The organism is Streptococcus intermedius SK54 = ATCC 27335 (assembly GCF_000413475.1).
GTDB classification, from domain to species: domain Bacteria; phylum Bacillota; class Bacilli; order Lactobacillales; family Streptococcaceae; genus Streptococcus; species Streptococcus intermedius.
The window spans coordinates 1-18,275 of record NZ_ATFK01000010.1; the positions used below are offsets into that span (position 1 = coordinate 1).

At 34.0% G+C, this 18,275-nt stretch carries 16 protein-coding genes and 1 pseudogene; 14 read left to right on the plus strand and 3 right to left on the minus strand.

Annotated elements, in window-relative coordinates; all coding sequences use genetic code 11:
• From HMPREF1654_RS09560 to mobP2, 6 genes are all read left to right on the plus strand, one after another.
• A partial coding sequence (locus tag HMPREF1654_RS09560; protein ID WP_016670435.1) for a hypothetical protein occupies positions 1-269 on the plus strand: 269 nt, incomplete at its 5' end.
• A 441-nt stretch (positions 270-710) separates the two neighbouring features.
• A complete protein-coding gene (locus tag HMPREF1654_RS09565) occupies positions 711-1,028 on the plus strand; it encodes a hypothetical protein (RefSeq protein ID WP_003078059.1) in 318 nt (105 codons plus the stop codon).
• On the plus strand, positions 1,021-1,353 hold the full coding sequence (locus tag HMPREF1654_RS09570) for a hypothetical protein (RefSeq protein WP_003030124.1): 333 nt from the start codon (positions 1,021-1,023) through the stop codon (positions 1,351-1,353). The genes HMPREF1654_RS09565 and HMPREF1654_RS09570 overlap by 8 nt, the downstream gene beginning before the upstream one ends.
• Before the next feature lie 15 nt (positions 1,354-1,368).
• Positions 1,369-2,154 (plus strand): DNA/RNA non-specific endonuclease, encoded by a 786-nt coding sequence (locus HMPREF1654_RS09575; RefSeq protein ID WP_003030123.1) that lies wholly within the window; start codon positions 1,369-1,371, stop codon positions 2,152-2,154.
• Between the two features lie 21 nt (positions 2,155-2,175).
• Positions 2,176-2,634 carry a hypothetical protein gene (locus HMPREF1654_RS09580; RefSeq protein ID WP_003078030.1) on the plus strand — a complete coding sequence of 153 codons (459 nt, stop codon included), beginning with the start codon at positions 2,176-2,178 and terminating at the stop codon, positions 2,632-2,634.
• Positions 2,635-2,645: 11 nt separating this feature from the next.
• Positions 2,646-5,000, plus strand: a complete 2,355-nt coding sequence (mobP2, locus tag HMPREF1654_RS09585; protein WP_003078061.1) for a MobP2 family relaxase — start codon at positions 2,646-2,648, stop codon at positions 4,998-5,000.
• Between the two features lie 52 nt (positions 5,001-5,052).
• Here the strand turns inward: mobP2 and HMPREF1654_RS09590 are convergent, their stop codons facing one another.
• Genes HMPREF1654_RS09590 through HMPREF1654_RS09600 form a run of 3 tightly spaced genes read right to left on the minus strand, consistent with a single transcriptional unit; the run spans position 5,053 to position 6,024 of the window.
• Complete coding sequence (locus tag HMPREF1654_RS09590; RefSeq protein ID WP_003078081.1) at positions 5,053-5,388, minus strand: helix-turn-helix domain-containing protein; 336 nt, start codon at positions 5,386-5,388, stop codon at positions 5,053-5,055.
• Complete coding sequence (locus HMPREF1654_RS09595; protein WP_003078002.1) at positions 5,385-5,729, minus strand: hypothetical protein; 345 nt, start codon at positions 5,727-5,729, stop codon at positions 5,385-5,387. The genes HMPREF1654_RS09590 and HMPREF1654_RS09595 overlap by 4 nt, the downstream gene beginning before the upstream one ends.
• A 10-nt stretch (positions 5,730-5,739) precedes the next feature.
• Positions 5,740-6,024, minus strand: a complete 285-nt coding sequence (locus tag HMPREF1654_RS09600) for a hypothetical protein (RefSeq protein ID WP_003078083.1) — start codon at positions 6,022-6,024, stop codon at positions 5,740-5,742.
• Positions 6,025-6,333: 309 nt separating this feature from the next.
• Here HMPREF1654_RS09600 and HMPREF1654_RS09605 point away from each other — a divergent pair, with 309 nt between their 5' ends.
• From HMPREF1654_RS09605 to HMPREF1654_RS09640, 8 genes and pseudogenes are all read left to right on the plus strand, one after another.
• Positions 6,334-6,849, plus strand: a complete 516-nt coding sequence (locus HMPREF1654_RS09605; protein WP_003078028.1) for a hypothetical protein — start codon at positions 6,334-6,336, stop codon at positions 6,847-6,849.
• A 26-nt stretch (positions 6,850-6,875) separates the two neighbouring features.
• Positions 6,876-7,247 carry a hypothetical protein gene (locus HMPREF1654_RS09610; RefSeq protein WP_003078078.1) on the plus strand — a complete coding sequence of 124 codons (372 nt, stop codon included), beginning with the start codon at positions 6,876-6,878 and terminating at the stop codon, positions 7,245-7,247.
• A 139-nt stretch (positions 7,248-7,386) separates the two neighbouring features.
• The gene (locus HMPREF1654_RS09615) at positions 7,387-7,647 is read left to right on the plus strand and encodes a hypothetical protein (RefSeq protein WP_003078036.1); all 261 of its coding nucleotides are present in this window, start codon (positions 7,387-7,389) and stop codon (positions 7,645-7,647) included.
• A 20-nt stretch (positions 7,648-7,667) separates the two neighbouring features.
• Entirely contained in the window at positions 7,668-13,661 is a 5,994-nt protein-coding gene (locus tag HMPREF1654_RS09620) for a PBECR4 domain-containing protein (protein WP_003078023.1), read from the plus strand.
• A gap of 110 nt (positions 13,662-13,771) precedes the next feature.
• On the plus strand, positions 13,772-15,526 hold the full coding sequence (locus HMPREF1654_RS09625) for a type IA DNA topoisomerase (protein WP_003078034.1): 1,755 nt from the start codon (positions 13,772-13,774) through the stop codon (positions 15,524-15,526).
• Positions 15,523-17,358: an AAA family ATPase gene (locus tag HMPREF1654_RS09630; RefSeq protein WP_003078038.1), complete on the plus strand. Its 1,836-nt coding sequence runs from the start codon at positions 15,523-15,525 to the stop codon at positions 17,356-17,358. The genes HMPREF1654_RS09625 and HMPREF1654_RS09630 overlap by 4 nt, the downstream gene beginning before the upstream one ends.
• 95 nt (positions 17,359-17,453) lie before the next feature.
• Positions 17,454-17,801, plus strand: coding sequence for a TrbC/VirB2 family protein (locus HMPREF1654_RS09635; protein ID WP_003078042.1), 348 nt, complete (start codon positions 17,454-17,456; stop codon positions 17,799-17,801).
• A 13-nt stretch (positions 17,802-17,814) separates the two neighbouring features.
• A pseudogene (locus HMPREF1654_RS09640) lies at positions 17,815-18,275 on the plus strand (hypothetical protein); the annotation flags it as partial.

Consider the following 18,275-nt stretch of genomic DNA (forward strand, 5'->3'; position numbering starts at 1 on the left):
CAAAGGCAAAAGTTATCGCTTTGGAAGCAGAACAGAAACTTGCGGAAGAAACTCTTCAAAAAGAAATTGGAAAAATTTATATGCAAATTCAATTCAAAAAAGATAAAAATTTGTCATATGAAGAAATTTTATCTAAGTTAAAATCTGAATTAACACTTGTAAAAGAAGAGGAAAAAGAACAACGTTTAGCAGTTAAAAAAGCTCGTGAAGAAGCAAAACAAAATGAAGCAAAAACGCAAGACTTCTCAGTTGAAATTCATCAGAATTAACTCTTGAATAAATGATATGATGATTTATTTTTCAGGAATAGAAAGGTATGTAAATGTATGTATTTAGCGTGTGACATTAACACACAGTGTAAGTAAATGTATTTATTAGTGTATGTAAAAGTAGGTGAAACCGAGAAAATTGATATCACTGGAAACGTTGATACTATCAACTCCACACGGAACGTGGGGACAGTTTCCCTTATGCTCTTTTTCCAAGCCTGAAACACCAGGAGGGCATTAGCCCTGCTGGTGTTTCAGGCTTGGAAAACCGCAAAAATAGAAAACTTGTTTTCGTGATGTTGCGAGTTTGAGGTTTTCTTTTTTGCTTCTTTTGGCTTTTGCCTCGTCAAAAGAAAAAAGAAGGGCACTGTTTTGTATCAATTAGAATATAATTTTTCTTTCAAAATAATAAAAATAAAAAGATAGAGGGAGTATAAAATTATGGATATTTTAATCCGAGGTTTATCAAAAAACGAAGTGAATTATTTGAAAGCTTTAGCGAAAGAATCAAAGGCAAAATCGTTCAATCAGTTTCTACTTTCTGTCTGTCGTGAAAAAATTGCGAAAGGACAATTTAATCATTCAGAAAGTTTATATTTGAGTCATTTAGAAAATATGAAATTGACTAATGATTTTATTTTAGCGCAGGTTCAAAAACAAGAAGAGCAACTGAAAACATTTGAAGATAAAATGGATCAATACGCCAATCATATTTCTCGTTGGCTAGAATATGAGGGTGAGGTAGAAAGTGATGACTAGAGAAATCAAAATTCGGACTGTACCTAATTTAATATTTTCTCAACTTGAATTGATTTGCGAAAAATATGAGTTTTCTAGCTTTAATCAATTCATGCTTGACCAACTTCAAAACATCGTAAACAATGATGGATTGAATTTGTATCAGAATCAATTTGCGAAAACTTTATCAGAAATTAAATTTCAACAAAAAGAAATCTTAGATCAATTATTGAAAAATGAAATTCGTCAAATTAGTTTGGATGCGAAACAAGAAGTTGTCGAAAAATTGACGACAGATTGGCTACGATTTATAGATGATTTAGATGCTCTTGAAACAGAAAAATAATCGGAAGGAGTACAGATGAAGAAAAATAAATTTGCAGTAATTGCTCTCATTTTTATTGTTATTTTTTTAATTCAGCCCCAAAATCGTGAGCAATTAACTACCGTTTTTACCAAACATGATATTAAAGAGCAACTGGCTTTTACTGATTCACCTGAAGAAAAAAATTTTGCCATCAAAGACCAGTATCAAAAACAAAATACTGCTTTGAAGAAAAAAGTTTTTGACGGACAACAAGTGATATCTGTTAATAAAAAAGCTCAATTTACTTCTCAGGAATTGAGTTTAGAAAAAGGTGCTTGGGAACATTATTCAGATTTAGATTTTTTAGGACGAGTTGGTGAAGCGAATGCTATGTTAGGGAGAGAACTTATGCCGCAAGGAAAAAGAGAAGACATTTCTTTTGTTTATCCTTCTGGTTGGAAAAATAAAAAAATTATTTTTAACGGAAAAAAGGATTATTTATATAATCGATCACACCTAATTGCTTTTGAATTGAGTGGCGAAAATGCGAATGTTAAAAATTTATTTACTGGAACAAGAGCATTGAATGCTAACTTTTCGGCTGAAAAAAATTCGATGGTTTATTATGAAAATATCATTGCTCAGTATATTAAGACAACAGGTCATCATGTACGTTATCGAGTGACCCCTCTTTTTAAAAATGTTGAATTAGTCTGTCGAGGAGTTCGGATAGAAGCGCAAAGTATTGAAGACCAAACTATCTCATTTGATATTTATATCTTCAATGTTCAACCAAATTATGAAATAAATTATTTAACAGGAACATCACAAATAAAATAAAAAAGGAGTACGATAAAACAAATGAAATCGAGATTATCTATTTATTGTAACGAAAAAAATTTGCAGAAGTTTGAAGAGGTTGTTGCTTATTTGGGAAGAGAAGAAAATAAATTTCTTTCTCACAAACAGACAGTTTCTGCGACATTTACAATTTTACTGGAAACCTTTTATCAATTATTCGTTGAAACAGGAAACGAAATGAGTTATTTTGAACGAATGGCTCAATTGAAACAGGATGTTGAAAATTCTCCAAATGAAAGTCAAAGAGCAATTAAACAGTTGAAGAAGCAGATGGATCAATTACTTTATCTTGAATTAACTAATTTCCATTCAATCACGAAGGGTGAGGAATGGGATGTGCAGGATTTAGAATCAATTTATTCAAAATTAGATTCTAAACAACACGAATTATTAGCTCGGATTCAGGATGTGATTCAGAAAGACATTGCACGAGGTCAAACTGTTAAACATTCTCATTAAGGAGGTTTTAAGTGAGTGAAATAACGAGTCCAAACATCACTTTTATGCTGCAATATACTGAGGCAAACGCTCAGTATGTTGACTATACAAATCGAGATGAAGCTGTTGAATTAGAGAATGATTTATTTTTAGAAAATCACAAGCAATTGATTGAAGATTTGACAGAAGAACAAATTAAAGAAATCAAAAAAGCTGTTCCTGAACAAAATTTAAATTTTAAAGAATACATTGATTATATGAATCGTTCTTATGCGACTGAACAACAAAATCAGGAATGGACTGCTGTCTTTAATCAAGATGCTAATTATCTTCAAACAAAACGTGTGGATCAATTAAAAAGAAATTTAGAAGGAGCTTATCAAAATGGGTCATTGCTTTGGCAAGGAGTCATCTCGTTTGATAATGAATTTTTGGCTCAAGAAGGGTTGTATGATAAAGCAACTGGTCATGTTGATCAACAAGCAATTAAAAATGTTATCCGTGAAGCTATGCCAAAAGTCATTCAAAAAGAAGGACTTTCAGATTCAGCTTTTTGGTGGGGAAATATTCACCTCAACACAGATAATATTCATGTGCATATTGGACTTTCTGAAATCAACTCAAACCGGGAAAAGATTTTTTATCGTCCACGTGGTCGAATGGAATATCGAGGGAACTTTTCTCAAAAAACTATTAAGCAGCTAAAAAGTGATGTATTTCATGGACTAATCAATGAACAGACTCGTAATATGATTGTCAGAAAAGAACAAGTTTTGGCTAATCTCAAATCTGATCTTTTAACAAATGTTTTTAAAAATAATCAAGTGACGCTTTCAGCTGAAAAAAATTTTTTGGAGCAGGCTTATAATCATTTGCCTTTTGAAAAACAATGGCGGTATGCTTCTAATGCGAAAGATTTTGCAGTCAGTAAATTCTTTATAAACAAATATCTTGACTCCTACTTTGAAAACGAAGGGAAAGAAGATTATCAGAAATTTCTTACGGAAACAAGAGAATTTTTAGAAATGTACGAAGGAGTTTATTCAGCTGAAAAAAATCAAACTTACGAAAAGCTGCGATACGTGAACGGAAAAGCTGTTCGCAGCCAAGGACAGTCTAAAGGGTATGAGATTGAAAAATTGATTCATCGAAGAGAACATGAATTGAGAGAGCGTTTAGGAAATCAGATTCTACAAAAATTTAAGCAAGAGGTGCCTAGAATTGCCAATGTCGAACCTAAAAATAATATAGAAGACTTTTCTAAAGGAAATCAAGAAAGGATTCGACAACAGTGTCCAGATGCTACGTTTGTACACTTAGCTGATGTTTGGGAGAAAATGGGCTATCTTGTCCCTGAAGAAGCTATACCCATTATAATTTTAAAACCTGAAGTTAATGGAAACAAAGCTGGGAAGCCAACTTTTGTTCCAACTAAAGCTTACGACATTAGTCAAGTACAAGAAGATGTTCTGAATAAAAGAATGAATTTGAAACAGTTATCTTTGCTATCTTCAGATGAATTAAAAGAGCTAGTGGATGCTGCTAAAAATAAAGCAAATCGAACAGAGAAAGAGCGTCAGGAATTAGGAACTTTCCGCTATGCTTTAAAGTTAAGTTTGTTAAAAGAGCAGCAAGCCACTTTGTTAATTCAAAAACGTTTATTAGAGCAGATGAATCCTTTAAAAAATGACCAAGCTTTTGTTACTTTTAAAAAAATAGAGATTGAAGAGCGACTAAAACATATCGAATTTCAACTGACTCCGAATTTTAAACTAAAAAAGGGGGAGCTTGCAGAAAAAGAAAAACTATCTCAAAAATTTGAAGATAGTGTCCAATTTTCAATTTCAAAAGCTTCGGCTGAAAAAATCCAACTCCCTATAAACCGTTTAAATGCTGAAATAAGAGCTGTTTCGTCTCTTGAAGATAAAAGTATCCTTTCCCTATTAAAAGGGCAGGAGATGACAAAAGAGGGCTATATAGATGAACTAAAGACGCATGTGACTATTTTTCAGGTGAAACATCGTATTTACAACAATAACCAGATTATTGCTGAGACTAAAGATGATAGTCAAATAAAAAACTTAAAAAAAGAAAACGCCATTCATTTTTCTGAATTGAAAAAATTATATCGGAAATTATTACCTGAATCCGAAAGTGAGAAACAAAGTAAAATCGCTCAAGCTGTTTCTAAAAGTCTGCAAGAAAAGCAGCAGATAAGACAATCGAGTTTGCAACAAAGTCAAGCACCTTTAAAAATATCAAAAGATTTTATGCGTGGTTTGACTCTTGCTTTAAAAAATGCGGAAAAAGGAAATATGCGAGCCTTTATGGAAAAAGTAAGAGCCGATGAACGTGCTGAAAGAGAAGAGCAAGCGCAACAAATATAAAGTCCAAAAATAAAAAACGCACTAACAAAAATATGTTAGTACGTCGATACGTTTATGTTTCTACATCTTTCTTAGCTTCTAAAGCAGCTAGTAACATCTCAACTTGACTAATGATGTTTGCGGCAGCTATATCGGGATCTTTTTTGATGAGTTCAGGGATGCTTTCGTAAAACATATCTTTTACTTCGTCAAAATGTTCCATCCCTTTCTTGCCATAAAATTCAGTTAATTTTATGGCATTGCCAAATGACATGTTTTCCAACTCTACTTTTCCATTTTTCCACTTACCAATCCCCGCCTCGCTTACCCCTAGAGTTTTACTTAATTCATAGGCAGTATGGTCTGTAAGTGCAGCTTTTACAACATTCATATTGGCTATTTTACTCATTTTCTAAAATCCTTTCTGTTTTTTGTTTTGGCGGCATAAACAGCCCAATACTCTTGGAAATAAGCAAAACGGATTTCGTCAGCAATTTTGACGCGATATTGCTCAAAAACTGGACTAGTCAAACCAATTACACGCTCTTTAGATAACTCGTTGACAATATCATCTAGCAATCTATCCCAATAAGCTGGCTTGTCTTCGTACATTGGGAGAGTGGGCAGGTTATCGTTATCTGCCAATAAACGAGCCCACAATTTATCATTGTTTACAGTAAATTTTCCAAAGGTATTTATTTTTACCACTTCTTTTCCATTCGGAATAACATGGTTAGTTAATGTATTCATTTCTATCTCCTTATAAATAGTCTCGTCTTAAATTATATTTGTTCAGCAATTTATCTAGATAAGCAAGCGCTTCTTGATTAAGGCTAGTAATTGTTTCTTTTACTTTGTCGTACTGTTCGGTTAAATCATCATATGGATTTTGGTCTTTTTGGATAAAGTTTAATACTGATAGCACTAATCTTTGTTCATCGTTTAGATGTTGTTTTACTTGTTTTCTAAATTCCATCCATTCTGCTGGATGTTTTTCTTCTTCTGATGTAACAAAATTTATGTATTGGTAAGGGATTGCTTTCATTTCTTAACTCCTTTTACTAAACTGTGGTTTATCTTTATGGTTTAATTATACTAAACCACAGTTTAGTTGTCAAGTGCTTTTTATAATTTTTTTAAAACTTTTTTGCGCAAAAAAGTTCTCATCATTGTACCGAAATTTTATTTAAATCAAATGTTAATTGGCTTCATTATGCGAATGATAAAAAATAAACAAAAAGTTATTTAATTTATTATGTATTTTTCTTGACAAAACAACTAAATGTGGTATAATTATTACATAAGAAGTTAAATAATTTATTAAATAACAACAAACAATAAAAGGAGATCGATAATGAACTTATCAAATTATACAAAAGTACGGCTTACAGATTCAAAAGGTTTGAACAGTGAAACCGCTTGGGCATATGGAATGAGAAAAAATCAATATAATTATGCCGCATACAACTTAAGACTAATTTTAGATAATAACACAAGTTATTTTTCAGCAGGAACAGAGCTTATCTTAGAAAAAGATGGCTATACGGTTGATATGAAAGCAACTCAAGAACTTGCAAATGCAAAAGCGCTTATTGCCCAATATCACGATTCAATGAAAGCGATAGAAACACCGACTAGTAAACTATCTGCCAAACTTGTTAAAAAAGGAAATTTATCAAAATTTATTGGCAAGAAGATTCTAGTTTCAGCTGGTGAAATTGAGTTTATATCACTACAAGAAAATGATCATTCTGTTTGGTTAGAGGGAAAAAATCTTTTAACAGGTGAAATTAAGAAATATAGTGATTTTGCTTGGATTGCGAAGAAATCTGGTTATAGTGAACAGGATATAGAATTATATTTTGGATGAAATAGAAATAAAGTAGGAGTTTAAATATGGTAGATACAGAAGTACTGATACTATCTAGAAATGAATTTCTTGGACTTCAAGGACTAAGTTTTCCAATTAGTGACTATTTGGAGGATAAGATGAGAGGAAATAGAAACTTTTCAAGTGGGAAGCAAAGAGAAAAGTTCACGAAAGAAGCTAGAATAAATATTGATAGTTATCACGATAGACGAAATAAAGCAATACAAGAATATGATCATTTAGTAGCTTCTGGAAAAATAAAACCACCTACACGAATCCAGAAATCGCTGAAGATAGCACAAGGACATCCAGATAATCGATCAGTCCAGGCAGCAAGAAGAATGCTAGCTAAGAGAGGATACGATTGGCAAACTGGAGAACCTATTAGTGTCACTTGATAATTGAATCAATTAAAAAAGGCTTTCAAGTCTATCTTGAAGGTTTTTTTGTAGCGATTTTTAACTCTGAAATGTCCCATTAAAACAAGAAATTTAATTATCTCTTACACTAAAAGTAAAATTGAAAGGAGTTTTCATTATGAAACTATATTTTCCAGATGTTCAAATTGAAAAATTTGATTTTGATGAAGATTGGTTGATTCGTTCCACTAATCCATCAACTTATCAAGTCCTTTACGAAGGCTTGGGTAAAAATAAGGATTTAGAGATGGTTATTAGTTATCAAGATAATCCTGAGCTGTTTCAATCTCTTGGTAAAGGTGAGTTAGTTCAATTATCAAAAGAACTATTTCTTCAGCCAGAAGAAGCAGAACCTTGCTTAGAATATGAATGCTTTTAAAAAGAGAAAGGAGTTTAAACATGGTAAACGAAACAACCTCGAAATCGGCAAATTATGGTAGTAAAAGTCGAAAAGAAAGGGTAGATTTAGCTCGTTCACGTGATATTTTGGATGTTGCGGAACAATTAGGAATGGAATTAGAAAGAGCTGGTCGTGATTATCGTTGGAAAGAACATGATAGCTTAGTCATTACTCCAAACAAAAATGTTTGGAAATGGTTTTCTAGAGATCAGGGCGGTGATGTGATTGCTTTGGTTGAAACAATAAAAGAAATCAATTTTAATCAAGCAATTGATTATTTAAATGATGGTGTCTTTAAAACATTTGATTATAGTGGAAAGCAAGAGAAACAAGAACCATTCCGTTATCTTATGGAAAAATATGAGCATCCTGACTTTGAAATTGCTAGAAACTATTTAAAAAATGAAAGAGGTCTTTCTGATGAAACAATCAATTTCTTTTTAACTTCTGGAAAAATGGCAGAAGCTACTAGAAAAAAGGGAGATTATTTTGAACCTGTCATTGTCTTTAAGTATAAAGATTTAGACGGGAAGCTAGTTGGTGCTAGTTTGCAAGGGATTGTAGAAAATCGAGTTCAACATCCTGAACGTGGTCGTTTGAAGCAAATTATTCAAAATTCAGATAGCATGCAAGGATTTAGTGTTGATGTAGGAAATCCTAAACGCCTTGTTTTTGCAGAAAGTTCAATTGATTTAATGAGCTATTATCAAGCAAATAAAGATCATTTGAATGATGTACGCTTAGTGGCTATGGATGGTTTAAAAGAATCAACAGTAGGCTTTCATTTGGCTCAATTACAATCAGAGTTATCAGGACGACCGCTTAATTGGTCACGTGAACAATTGGCAGATGGTGTCAATATTGCAGCTCAGAACGGATTCTTCAAAGATGGAAAACGTTCTGATATGATTACTTTAGCAGTGGATAATGATACTGCAGGTCACAATTTTATTACGAACTTTTTGAAAAAAGAAATCCCAGTCCAAATTGATATTCCACCAATTCTCTATCGCAATCAAGATAAAGCAGATTGGAATGACTATCTTAGCCGACCGGTTACTCCTGGAACAAACTTATCACATATTTATAGTTTTGATGGAGAAGAATATCATTATCAAGGGTATTATCCGGAAGAACTAGCTGATTTTAAGCAAAAAGAATTAGCGACTGATGAGCGTCAAGTTTTGATTTCTAAAGAAGTTTTAACGAAAAAAGAATTAAAATCTCAGTTTGATAATCTTCAAATATCTCCAGAAAAGAAAGTTCAGGAAGTGCAAGAAGCTGGTGCAGAATATCACGTTTCAAAAGCACAAGGAGTCACTGAATCTGAAGAAAATCAGGAGCAGCTAACAGAGCCGCAATTGCAGGTTGTATTTGACTTTACCGAAAACAAAAAACTCTCAAGACAATATTCATCTGGGGATATTATTCCTTACAAGTCCTTTATTTCTAAACTCTATGAAGAAAACGAGTTGCAGATGATAGGTTTTAAGCTAGGCTATGATAAGACTTACTTTGCTTTAACAGATGAAAAAGGGAATCGTTTAATCAATAATTTTCGCTATGATATTGGCACGGAAAAGCAAGATCTATCTGAGCAACTCGCTCAAAACCTCCCAACTCCTTATTTAGAATTAGCTCAAGAAGCAGATCGTAGTTACGCTAATCAAATTAGTTATGGTAGTTTGACTGGCACTATTAAAACATTAACAGAGAGTGTTCAAAATAAGATTCAGAGAGGACAATTAAGTATTCATTTATCTGACGAGGTTTACTTCTATACTTTAGTCAACTATACAGGTTGGAGCTACCCTATGCAGCAACTGAGACAGGAAGCGTTAGATGCACTAAAAGAGCATCGTTCTTTCTTTGAAAGTATTAACGAAACGAATATTGAGCGTTTCAAAGAAAAAGGCACACCTGAACAAAATCAAATGTACCAGTTATTAAAAGGGATTCAAAAAGAACTAGGACGTTCTGACACCTCTACTATTTTCTCAGAAGAAGTCGCAATCAGTGCTTACAATCTTAACAAACGGCTAGATAGTCTAACAGCAGAGAATTGGGGTAAGTCTATTAGTGAGCCACTAAACAGCTTAGGGCGAGATACATGGAATATTCTTAGCTATCCTGCAAATCAGATAGATACACCAAATAATGACTATTTTTATCAGCTAGTTCCTTATCACTTGTTAGAATATCTTGAACATTCTACTGGACAAACTGAAATTTCAGTAGATGTATATGAACAAATTCTAGATAAATTAAAAGATAGATCTGTAGAAGTGATTCCCCCAGAAAAGGACATTGCTGAAGTTGGTCAAATGGAACCTTTTTCAGATACACAAAAAGAACATATTCGTGAGTTTTTCAAAACAAGAATTTCAGATGTTAAGACTGACTATATCTATTTGCCTAATGGTCAAGAAGATATAGCTTACTATCTAGACGGGTATTTATTTGCGAATCACTATGCGGAATTGGATATGCTATCCCCATCAAAGCAAGTAGATGCCTTAATGAACCGACTAGTTTCTGAGGATGGAAAAAAAGTTGATCATGTGGCTTTGGGATTTGATATTGAGCGGATTGACCAAAAATTTCTTGAAGAAAATCTTGGATATAATCCAGATACTCCTATTGAGACCTATCGTTATTCAGAAAAAAATATTGATCGTGTGGCAGAAAAAGAGGAGCAGGAGTTCCGAACTAAATTTGATAGACGCTCATTTGCGGAGACGATAGGTCTCATGCAAAAATACAGTCCTGAAGAGGTCTTAAATGAATCCAATAGCTATCACGATGACGTACGTTATCAATCGTTGCTCATTGACCTTGGGAAAGTTAATACGGATCCGATGTATCGCTTCATTGAACACTATATAAACCGTGATATTGACAGAGAAGCCTTGAGTCAATTTTCTGTTCAGGATTTTATTACCATCGCTCAAGAAAAAGGTCTACTGAATGAAGAGCCTTCAGCCAAACCGTGGAAAGCCATCACAGTCACTCAGCCAGTTAACAGTTATACTGTTTTTACTGATAAACTCTCAAAAGAGTTTGACAATGTTTCAGATCTATACCAATTTGTAAATAAAAAACTGAAGCGTTCGCAACGTCGAGAACTGTCTTCTCTGTTGTCCGAATCTGGCCGAGGAACACCGTTAGATACCCTGATGGCAATTGATTCTGCAGCAGGTGGGAATTTCAATGTAGAAGTGAATGGGCAGGATATCCTAAGCCTTTTTCCTAATGATATTAACGAAGAAGCCACAGAAATTTACCTTAGATCATCTGCCGAAATTGAAGAAACAACTAATGTCGCTCAAGCTGAAAAAGAAAAAGCTCCTGACCGAGGTCAAGAGCAAATGATTGATAGGACCAATGGTGGCACGGGTTCTTTACAGCCCGAAGCTGAAGGTAGCACCTCACCCGTACTTGAAACAAGTACCTTTGAACGGTCTGTTACCAGCCGCCCTACATCATCCTATCCTTACTTACATTTTACCACAAATTATGCGGAAGTGCAAAAAAGAATAGGAAACTATCATCCAATAACACCAGTAGATTTGAAGCGGTTAAATCAATATGCACCATCTATTCAATCTACAGCACGCTGGTATTTAGATGAACTTGCAGATAGTAAGATTAGCTTTATTTATGCAGATAAAGGAATTGAAAATATCTTAGAAGTTACTTTCCAAAAAGAAAACTTTATTCATTTATCAGGAATTAGACCTTTTGAAGAAGGTAAAGGAGCTGCAGAATTTTTGGAAGATTTTGCGTCTGGTTATGGTTCTTATGATGGAGTGTTAATCAGTAATGCAATTAAAGATAAACTACAGGTTCTTCCTATGTTACAGGATATTTTAGAACCACAATCATTTGTTTTAGATGATTTAACTAGTGTTGAAAAACTGCATAATCTGAACATGAGCGAAGCCATTAAATCAAAGGATGAAGATTTTCTTCTGTTGTTCAAAGATACAGGGAACGAGAAGATACCAGCTTCTTTGATGAAATTAAAAGGAGAATTGGCAACTAATGTACAAGAGTTGACTGAAAAGACAATTCTTGGTATTTACCGTGAACGTAATGGTCAAATAGAGCAACTGGCTATCAATGACGATTATGTTAAGGATGATGGCAAGGAAATGTTGTCAGTCTTAAAAAATAGACAATACGAAGAAATTCTTGAGAGAATTGAGCCACAAAATGAACAACTTCCTCAGCTGGAAAATCAAAGCCTTAATCAGGAATTAGGAAAAGACTTAGCCAGACGTTTGAATGTTCTTGAATCGGTGTCAGAAGATGCTGAAATGGGTCAAGAAGTCTCCACAATTTCTCCCAAGCAAGAATTAAAAGATGGCTTGGCAAGACGTGTTGAAGAGATTACAAAACAAAACCAAAAAGAGGCTTTAGTAGCTTCCATTCCTGAACTTCAGGAGAAATTATCAAGGGAAAGTGATTTGATGGGTTCATCTCTAACAGATGGGGGAATGCTTTATACACATCAAGAATCATTTGGAAAAGATTATCAATTAGAATTAGATATTCATAGTTCAACTGCTGTTGAATCTTTAACAGAACAGCCTGCTCCTTGGAGTTTAGCTGTTTTAAAAGAAAATCAAATACTTGGCTATCTAGCTTATGGTAGTGACTGGGGAAATGTCTTCCAAATTGAGGATAATTTAGAAGGCTTAGTTGAACAGATTCTTTCAGAAGAAGTTTCTAAAGGTCTCTATTCACAAGAAGAAGTAGATGCTTTCTTGAAAGAAAACCAGTTTGGTGAGAATCAACAAAAGAGTCAAGTTGAAGAATTTTCTTCAGATGTTCCATTTGATTATGCGAAAGCTTCTGCTTATGAACTAAGTGAAATAGCTTTTCAAAAGGTTCGTGAGTTTACTCAATCACCAGAAGAGTTAGCTCATTATATGGATTTTATGAGTAAATTTCCAACTCTATCTCCTAGAAATGCTGCTTTAGTTCAAGCACAATGGCCGGGAGCAAATGCTGTAGCAACCTTTAATCAATGGAAAGCGTTAGGAGAAACATTAGGAATCAGTTCTGATGATGTTGTTCAAACAACTAATACTTTTACTAATAAGAGGACAGGTAACAGTCAAGAGGTAACTAAACAAACCTTGTCTGTCAAAGCTGGAGAACATGCACAAATCACTCTTTTTCGTCCAGTAATGGAAGAGATGATTCCGGTTTTCGATGAGAATGGGAAACAGGTAATCAATGGTAAAGGGCATCCAAAATTTAAGAAGAAAAAAGAAGCCTCTTTAGAAGAAAAACAATTGATTGCTGAAGGAAAACTGAAGGTTGTTCAATTTCAGGTACGAGATTTGGAGACGGGACAAGGGAAATTTACCTTATATAAAGTATTTGAACTAAGCCAAACGAATCTAAAACCAGAAGCTTATCCTAAAGCGATGCCAAATCGCCATTATAACTTTGAAACAGATAAAGTTAAAACAAAAGAAGTTCTATTAGGACTTCAAGACTATGCTCAAAAGCTTGGAGTTTCTATTTCAACAGATGAGCATCATGTTTTAGGCAATGCCAAAGGCGTTTTTTATCCAACCGAACAGAAAATCTTATTAAATCCTGATAATTCAATCGGAGAGAAAATTGGTACAACGATTCATGAGTTAGCTCATGCTACGCTGCATAATTTTCGTAAAGGAAAAAATGATTCTGGTCTTTCGACTGGGAGAAAAGAATTGGAAGCTGAGATGACAAGCTATTTAGTTTCTAAGCATTTTGGACTAGATACCAGTGAAAAAGCCATTCAGTATATGTCTCATTGGACGAATCAATTGAAGAATTTGAATGATAAAGAGTTAAATCAATCCATAACTCGTATTCATAATACGGTTTCATGTGTTCTAAAAAGTGTTGAGAAACATACAAAACCTTATCAGTTGAATAGAAATAGAGGACAGAATTTTGGCTCTTTATTTCCCAACAAAGGCATAAAAATTTGAAAACAGGTACTCCTTTTTAGGAGTATCTGTTTTCTTTTTCTGAAATGTCCCATTAAAAACGGAAAAATTATTATCCTTTAAACTAATGATAAAAAACGAAAGGAAAAACAATGATTACCGTTTTATTAGCAGAAAAAGATGATCAGGCGGCAACCTATGCAGCTGCATTAGGAGAAGGTCGCAAAAAAGGAATGACATGGATTGTTCAACAGAGTCCTTACCTTGAAGGAGAAATTCATATCGTTGCAGCAGAAGGACACTTATTTGAATATGAACCTCCAAATAACAACTGGGATTTAGAAAAACTCCCTTTACTAGATGTATCTTTTAAACAGCACTTAAAAGACAACAATAAAAGCAAGAATCGTTTTAATGTTATCTATCAAGAAGTTAAAAAATCAGATCGTGTTCTTATTGGAACAGATTCTGATCGTGAAGGAGAGCGGATTGCTTATTCTATTCTGTCTCATATTCCAGGAGGAAAAGAAAAAATTTGGAAACGATTGTGGGTTCACTCCATGACCCCAAAAGGCTTACAACGCTCTTTTCAAAATTTAAGAGATCCAACAGAGACTTATAACTATTATTTAGAAGCAGAAGCCCGTGCGCAAAGTGATTGGTTAGTAGGGATGAACTTATCCCCTTTTGTAACCTTGTCCCTTCAACATTCAGGAAAAGTCTTACGAAAGAAAGAAAATCTTTTTTCAGTTGGTCGTGTTCAGACACCTACAGTTCGGATTTTATGTGAAAACGATATTAGCATAAGAAATTTCGTTCCACAGACTTATTGGAAATTACAGCTAGAAGATAAGCAAACAGGTATCGTCTTTTCAAACTCTGAACCTTACTATAATAGCGAAGAAGTATTTAAAATAGCTAGAAACTTGTCAGAGATTTCTACAGTTTCTTCTATTGAATCAGAAGAACATGTAAAGGTAGCCCCTCCTCTATTTTGCTTGTCTGACTTGCAGGAGTATGCTGCTAAACGTTGGAAGTTTGATGTTTCTATGACAGAGCAGTTAGTAGAGAGGCTTTATCTTAAAAAATATTTGTCTTATCCTCGAACAGATAGTCGCTATATTACACAAGAAGAATTTGACTATTTGTCAAGTAATATAGTTGCTTATCAACAGGTATTACAGTGTTCTTTTGAGGTGGTACACCCTGAAGCAAGAAAAAACTATGTAAATCCTGAAAAAATTGGAGAAAACAGTCACTATGCGCTGATTCCAACTGAAAAAATTCCTGATCTGCTTTCTTTAACACCTCAAGAACGCTTGATTTATGAGGCAGTCACAAGAAGAACTATTTTAATGTTCGCGGAAGATTGTCGCTATGAAACAACAACTGTTCAATTGCAAAATCAAGGTTTAAAATTTGTGACACGTGGAAGAAAGATGGTTCGTTTCGGTTGGATTGAGTGGGCAAATCAAACTATTCGAAAAGATGTCTTCTTGCCTCATTATCAAGTGGACCAAAAAGTTTCTAGTATGATTTCCGTTTGTGAAGAGGTGACAAAACCACCTAAACGCATTACAGAAAGTCAGTTGATTGGCTCTATTTTTTCAAAATATGGACTTGGAACTCCAGCTACAAAAGCAGCTATTATTCAGACGATTCAAGATAGGGGGTATGTCATAAAAGATAAGAAAACAGGCCAATTTACACCAACTAATAAAGCTTATCTCCTGATTAACTTTTTATACGATAATGAATTTTCTAATCCAGAAACAACAGGAGGATGGGAAAATTTCTTATCTCAAATTGGTGAAGGAAAAATTAACCCACGAGAATTTGTGGATGCGATTAAAGAAAAATTGAAGAAGCAAATTGTAGCTACTGAGGAAAGAGGTGAGAGCAGTTGAATCAGGCATCAAAGACTCCTTTTTTAGACCAATTTACAGAGAATTTATCTCAAAAAATTAGTCAAAAGCCAAAGGATTATCAAGTGTACGGAAGAGAAGAAGAAATTCAAGCTGTTATTATCTCTCTTTGCAGACGAACGAAGAATAATCCTATCTTGATTGGTGAACCTGGTGTTGGGAAAACAGCAATTTTAGAAGGATTAGCTTTGGAAATCTTACAAGATCGTGTTTCCGAAACATTAAAAGGCTTAACTGTCCGTTCCCTTGAATTGTCTAGTTTAATGAATGAGAGCGAAGGAAGTTTTATCACAGAACTGAAAAACATCATTGATGAATTAAAGAAAACTCCTGGTCAAAATCTACTCTTTATTGATGAATTTCATACAGTGGTCGGTGCTGGGAGTCAGAATGGAGAATCACTAGATGCAGGAAATGTTTTGAAACCTTCTTTGTCTCGTGGAGAGATTCAGTTGATTGGTGCTACTACATTAGATGAATTTCATGAGTATATTGAACAAGATCGTGCTTTGGAACGCAGAACCCAACCAATTCTCATTAAAGAGCCAACAATTGCACAAGCGATTGAAATTGTGGGACAAGCAAAAGAAATTTATGAAGACTATCATAATGTTTCAATCAGTCATGAAGCTGTTTGTCAAGCCGTGAAACTATCTACCCGTTATATTCCTGATCGCTTTCTTCCTGATAAAGCTTTTGATTTGCTAGATGAGGCTGCTACTATAGTTTCTTCAAAGGGACAAGAACTTGTTACAGAACGGGAAATAGCAGAAGTGCTGAAGAAGCAAACTGGTATTCCAGTAACTACTGTTTTAAAGGGAAACAAAGAACGCTTAGATTCTTTAGAAGAAAAGCTTCATCAGCGAGTAAAAGGACAAGATGAAGCTATCAAAGCTGTTGTAGAAGTGATTAAAATTAGTCAAGCTGGAATGCAAGATGAAAACAAGCCAATTGGATCTCTTCTTTTCTTAGGAACAACTGGAGTTGGGAAAACCGAATTGTCAAAAGCTCTTGCTGAAGGATTATTTGATGATGAAGAAGCGTTGATTCGATTTGATATGTCAGAATACTCTCAAAAAGGTGATGTCACTAAATTGATTGGAGATAGAAATCGTAGAAGTAAGGGACTTTTAACAGAAGGAGTCAAAAGAAAACCTTATTCCGTTATTTTGCTTGATGAAATTGAAAAAGCTCATCCAGACATCTATGATCTTCTTCTTCAGGTGATTGATGATGGTCGATTAACGGATGCGACCGGAAGATTAGTCAGTTTCAAAAATACTATTGTGATTATGACAACGAATATTGGTCAAGAAAAGCTTTTGACAAAAGCGGCTATGAAAGGCAGTCTTCGTCATTTAACAGAACGGGAACAAATTCAATTTGAAGCTAGCATGGAAATTGAACTCAAAACAGAATTTCGTCCTGAATTTTTAAATCGAATTGAATACAAAGTGATTTTCAATTTACTTGAAAGAGAAGATTTAGAAGAAATAGTGGAGAAAAATATGAAAGAAATCGAGGAACGGACGAAGAAAAGGGGACTGTTCTTATCTTATGACCCAGCTGTTCTGGATTATTTAGTGGATCTTGGAACAGATCCTAAAAATGGTGCTCGTCCACTTGAACGATTATTGAAAAGAAAAGTTCAAGCTCCTATTTCAGATATTATTTTAAAACTTTCAAATACTGAAACTTACCAATACATGGTTCATATTCAAGTAGAGGGAGAAAAAGATTCCGAAAATCCCCGAAAAGACCCTCGTCAATTGCATTTTGATATTTTTAAACATTCGAATGACTTATTCAACTGAAAAAAATTTTTCTGATTTGTCCCATTAAAAACTAAAAAAATATTATCCCTTAAAATAAAGAAGTCAAATTCAAATGATAATAAAGGAGGAAAATCATGAAATCATATTTGACAAAACAACTAACTAAGGTGAGAAATAAAAGTAAAATCTATTTCTCCTCTCTTGCTATTTTCTTAACAGGCATATCTACTCATATTGTGTATGCGGCAGATCCGTTTGAAAAAACTAAAAACCTTGCACAACAAGGAATCACTAAAATACAAGGTATCAGCATTTTTCTATTTGCACTAGGTCTGGTTGTTACTGGCCTTGTCTATAGTTTGGGAGGACGAGACACAAAAGCAGCTATGAAAAAGCACTGGTTATCCATAGCTATAGGGATCATTGTTGTATCTATTGGTCCAAGCATTGTAGAGTGGCTATTTAACTTTGTTAAAAGTTAGAAAGTAGGTAGTTATGGCATTTAGACTTCTAAATAAAGCAAGAAAATGTCCCATACAAGATGAATTATTTATGGAAGTTAGCTGGTCTCCTAACCACTCTCCAGCAGAAGATGAGAAGCTCAATTCTTTGATAGAGCAGCTAGATGAGAATACTCTAGCTGAAGAACAATTTCATTTTGATGAAACTCTTCCTTATCTCACCTTTTTACAAGCAGAGGTTCTCTTTCAAGAAATAAAGCAAGAGTATGAATCGTTTCTGATTGAAAAAATTTCTGTTTGTCGAAGAGAAGGTGGGAGAATTACAACGGAAGGAGAAGTGTTTGTACAACCTCTTTTGATAGATGCTAGTTATCAAAATTTGTTGCAGCCTTTAATGGAATCTATTCTGATAAGACCTGAATTTTCTACATATAGCTATGATGAAAAAAGAGATTACTTTATCAATCAAGTTTTTCCTAGCTATCGAGCTAGTTT

Bases quoted from the DNA above. Each gene is read 5' to 3' on its own strand.
- HMPREF1654_RS09610 (WP_003078078.1), top strand. From the start codon at position 6,876: ATGGTAGATACAGAAGTACTGATACTATCTAGAAATGAATTTCTTGGA.
- HMPREF1654_RS09575 (WP_003030123.1), top strand. From the start codon at position 1,369: ATGAAGAAAAATAAATTTGCAGTAATTGCTCTCATTTTTATTGTTATT.
- HMPREF1654_RS09590 (WP_003078081.1), bottom strand. From the start codon at position 5,388: ATGAGTAAAATAGCCAATATGAATGTTGTAAAAGCTGCACTTACAGAC.
- HMPREF1654_RS09600 (WP_003078083.1), bottom strand. From the start codon at position 6,024: ATGAAAGCAATCCCTTACCAATACATAAATTTTGTTACATCAGAAGAA.
- HMPREF1654_RS09595 (WP_003078002.1), bottom strand. From the start codon at position 5,729: ATGAATACATTAACTAACCATGTTATTCCGAATGGAAAAGAAGTGGTA.
- HMPREF1654_RS09625 (WP_003078034.1), top strand. From the start codon at position 13,772: ATGATTACCGTTTTATTAGCAGAAAAAGATGATCAGGCGGCAACCTAT.
- HMPREF1654_RS09570 (WP_003030124.1), top strand. From the start codon at position 1,021: ATGACTAGAGAAATCAAAATTCGGACTGTACCTAATTTAATATTTTCT.
- HMPREF1654_RS09605 (WP_003078028.1), top strand. From the start codon at position 6,334: ATGAACTTATCAAATTATACAAAAGTACGGCTTACAGATTCAAAAGGT.
- HMPREF1654_RS09620 (WP_003078023.1), top strand. From the start codon at position 7,668: ATGGTAAACGAAACAACCTCGAAATCGGCAAATTATGGTAGTAAAAGT.
- HMPREF1654_RS09635 (WP_003078042.1), top strand. From the start codon at position 17,454: ATGAAATCATATTTGACAAAACAACTAACTAAGGTGAGAAATAAAAGT.
- HMPREF1654_RS09615 (WP_003078036.1), top strand. From the start codon at position 7,387: ATGAAACTATATTTTCCAGATGTTCAAATTGAAAAATTTGATTTTGAT.
- HMPREF1654_RS09580 (WP_003078030.1), top strand. From the start codon at position 2,176: ATGAAATCGAGATTATCTATTTATTGTAACGAAAAAAATTTGCAGAAG.
- HMPREF1654_RS09565 (WP_003078059.1), top strand. From the start codon at position 711: ATGGATATTTTAATCCGAGGTTTATCAAAAAACGAAGTGAATTATTTG.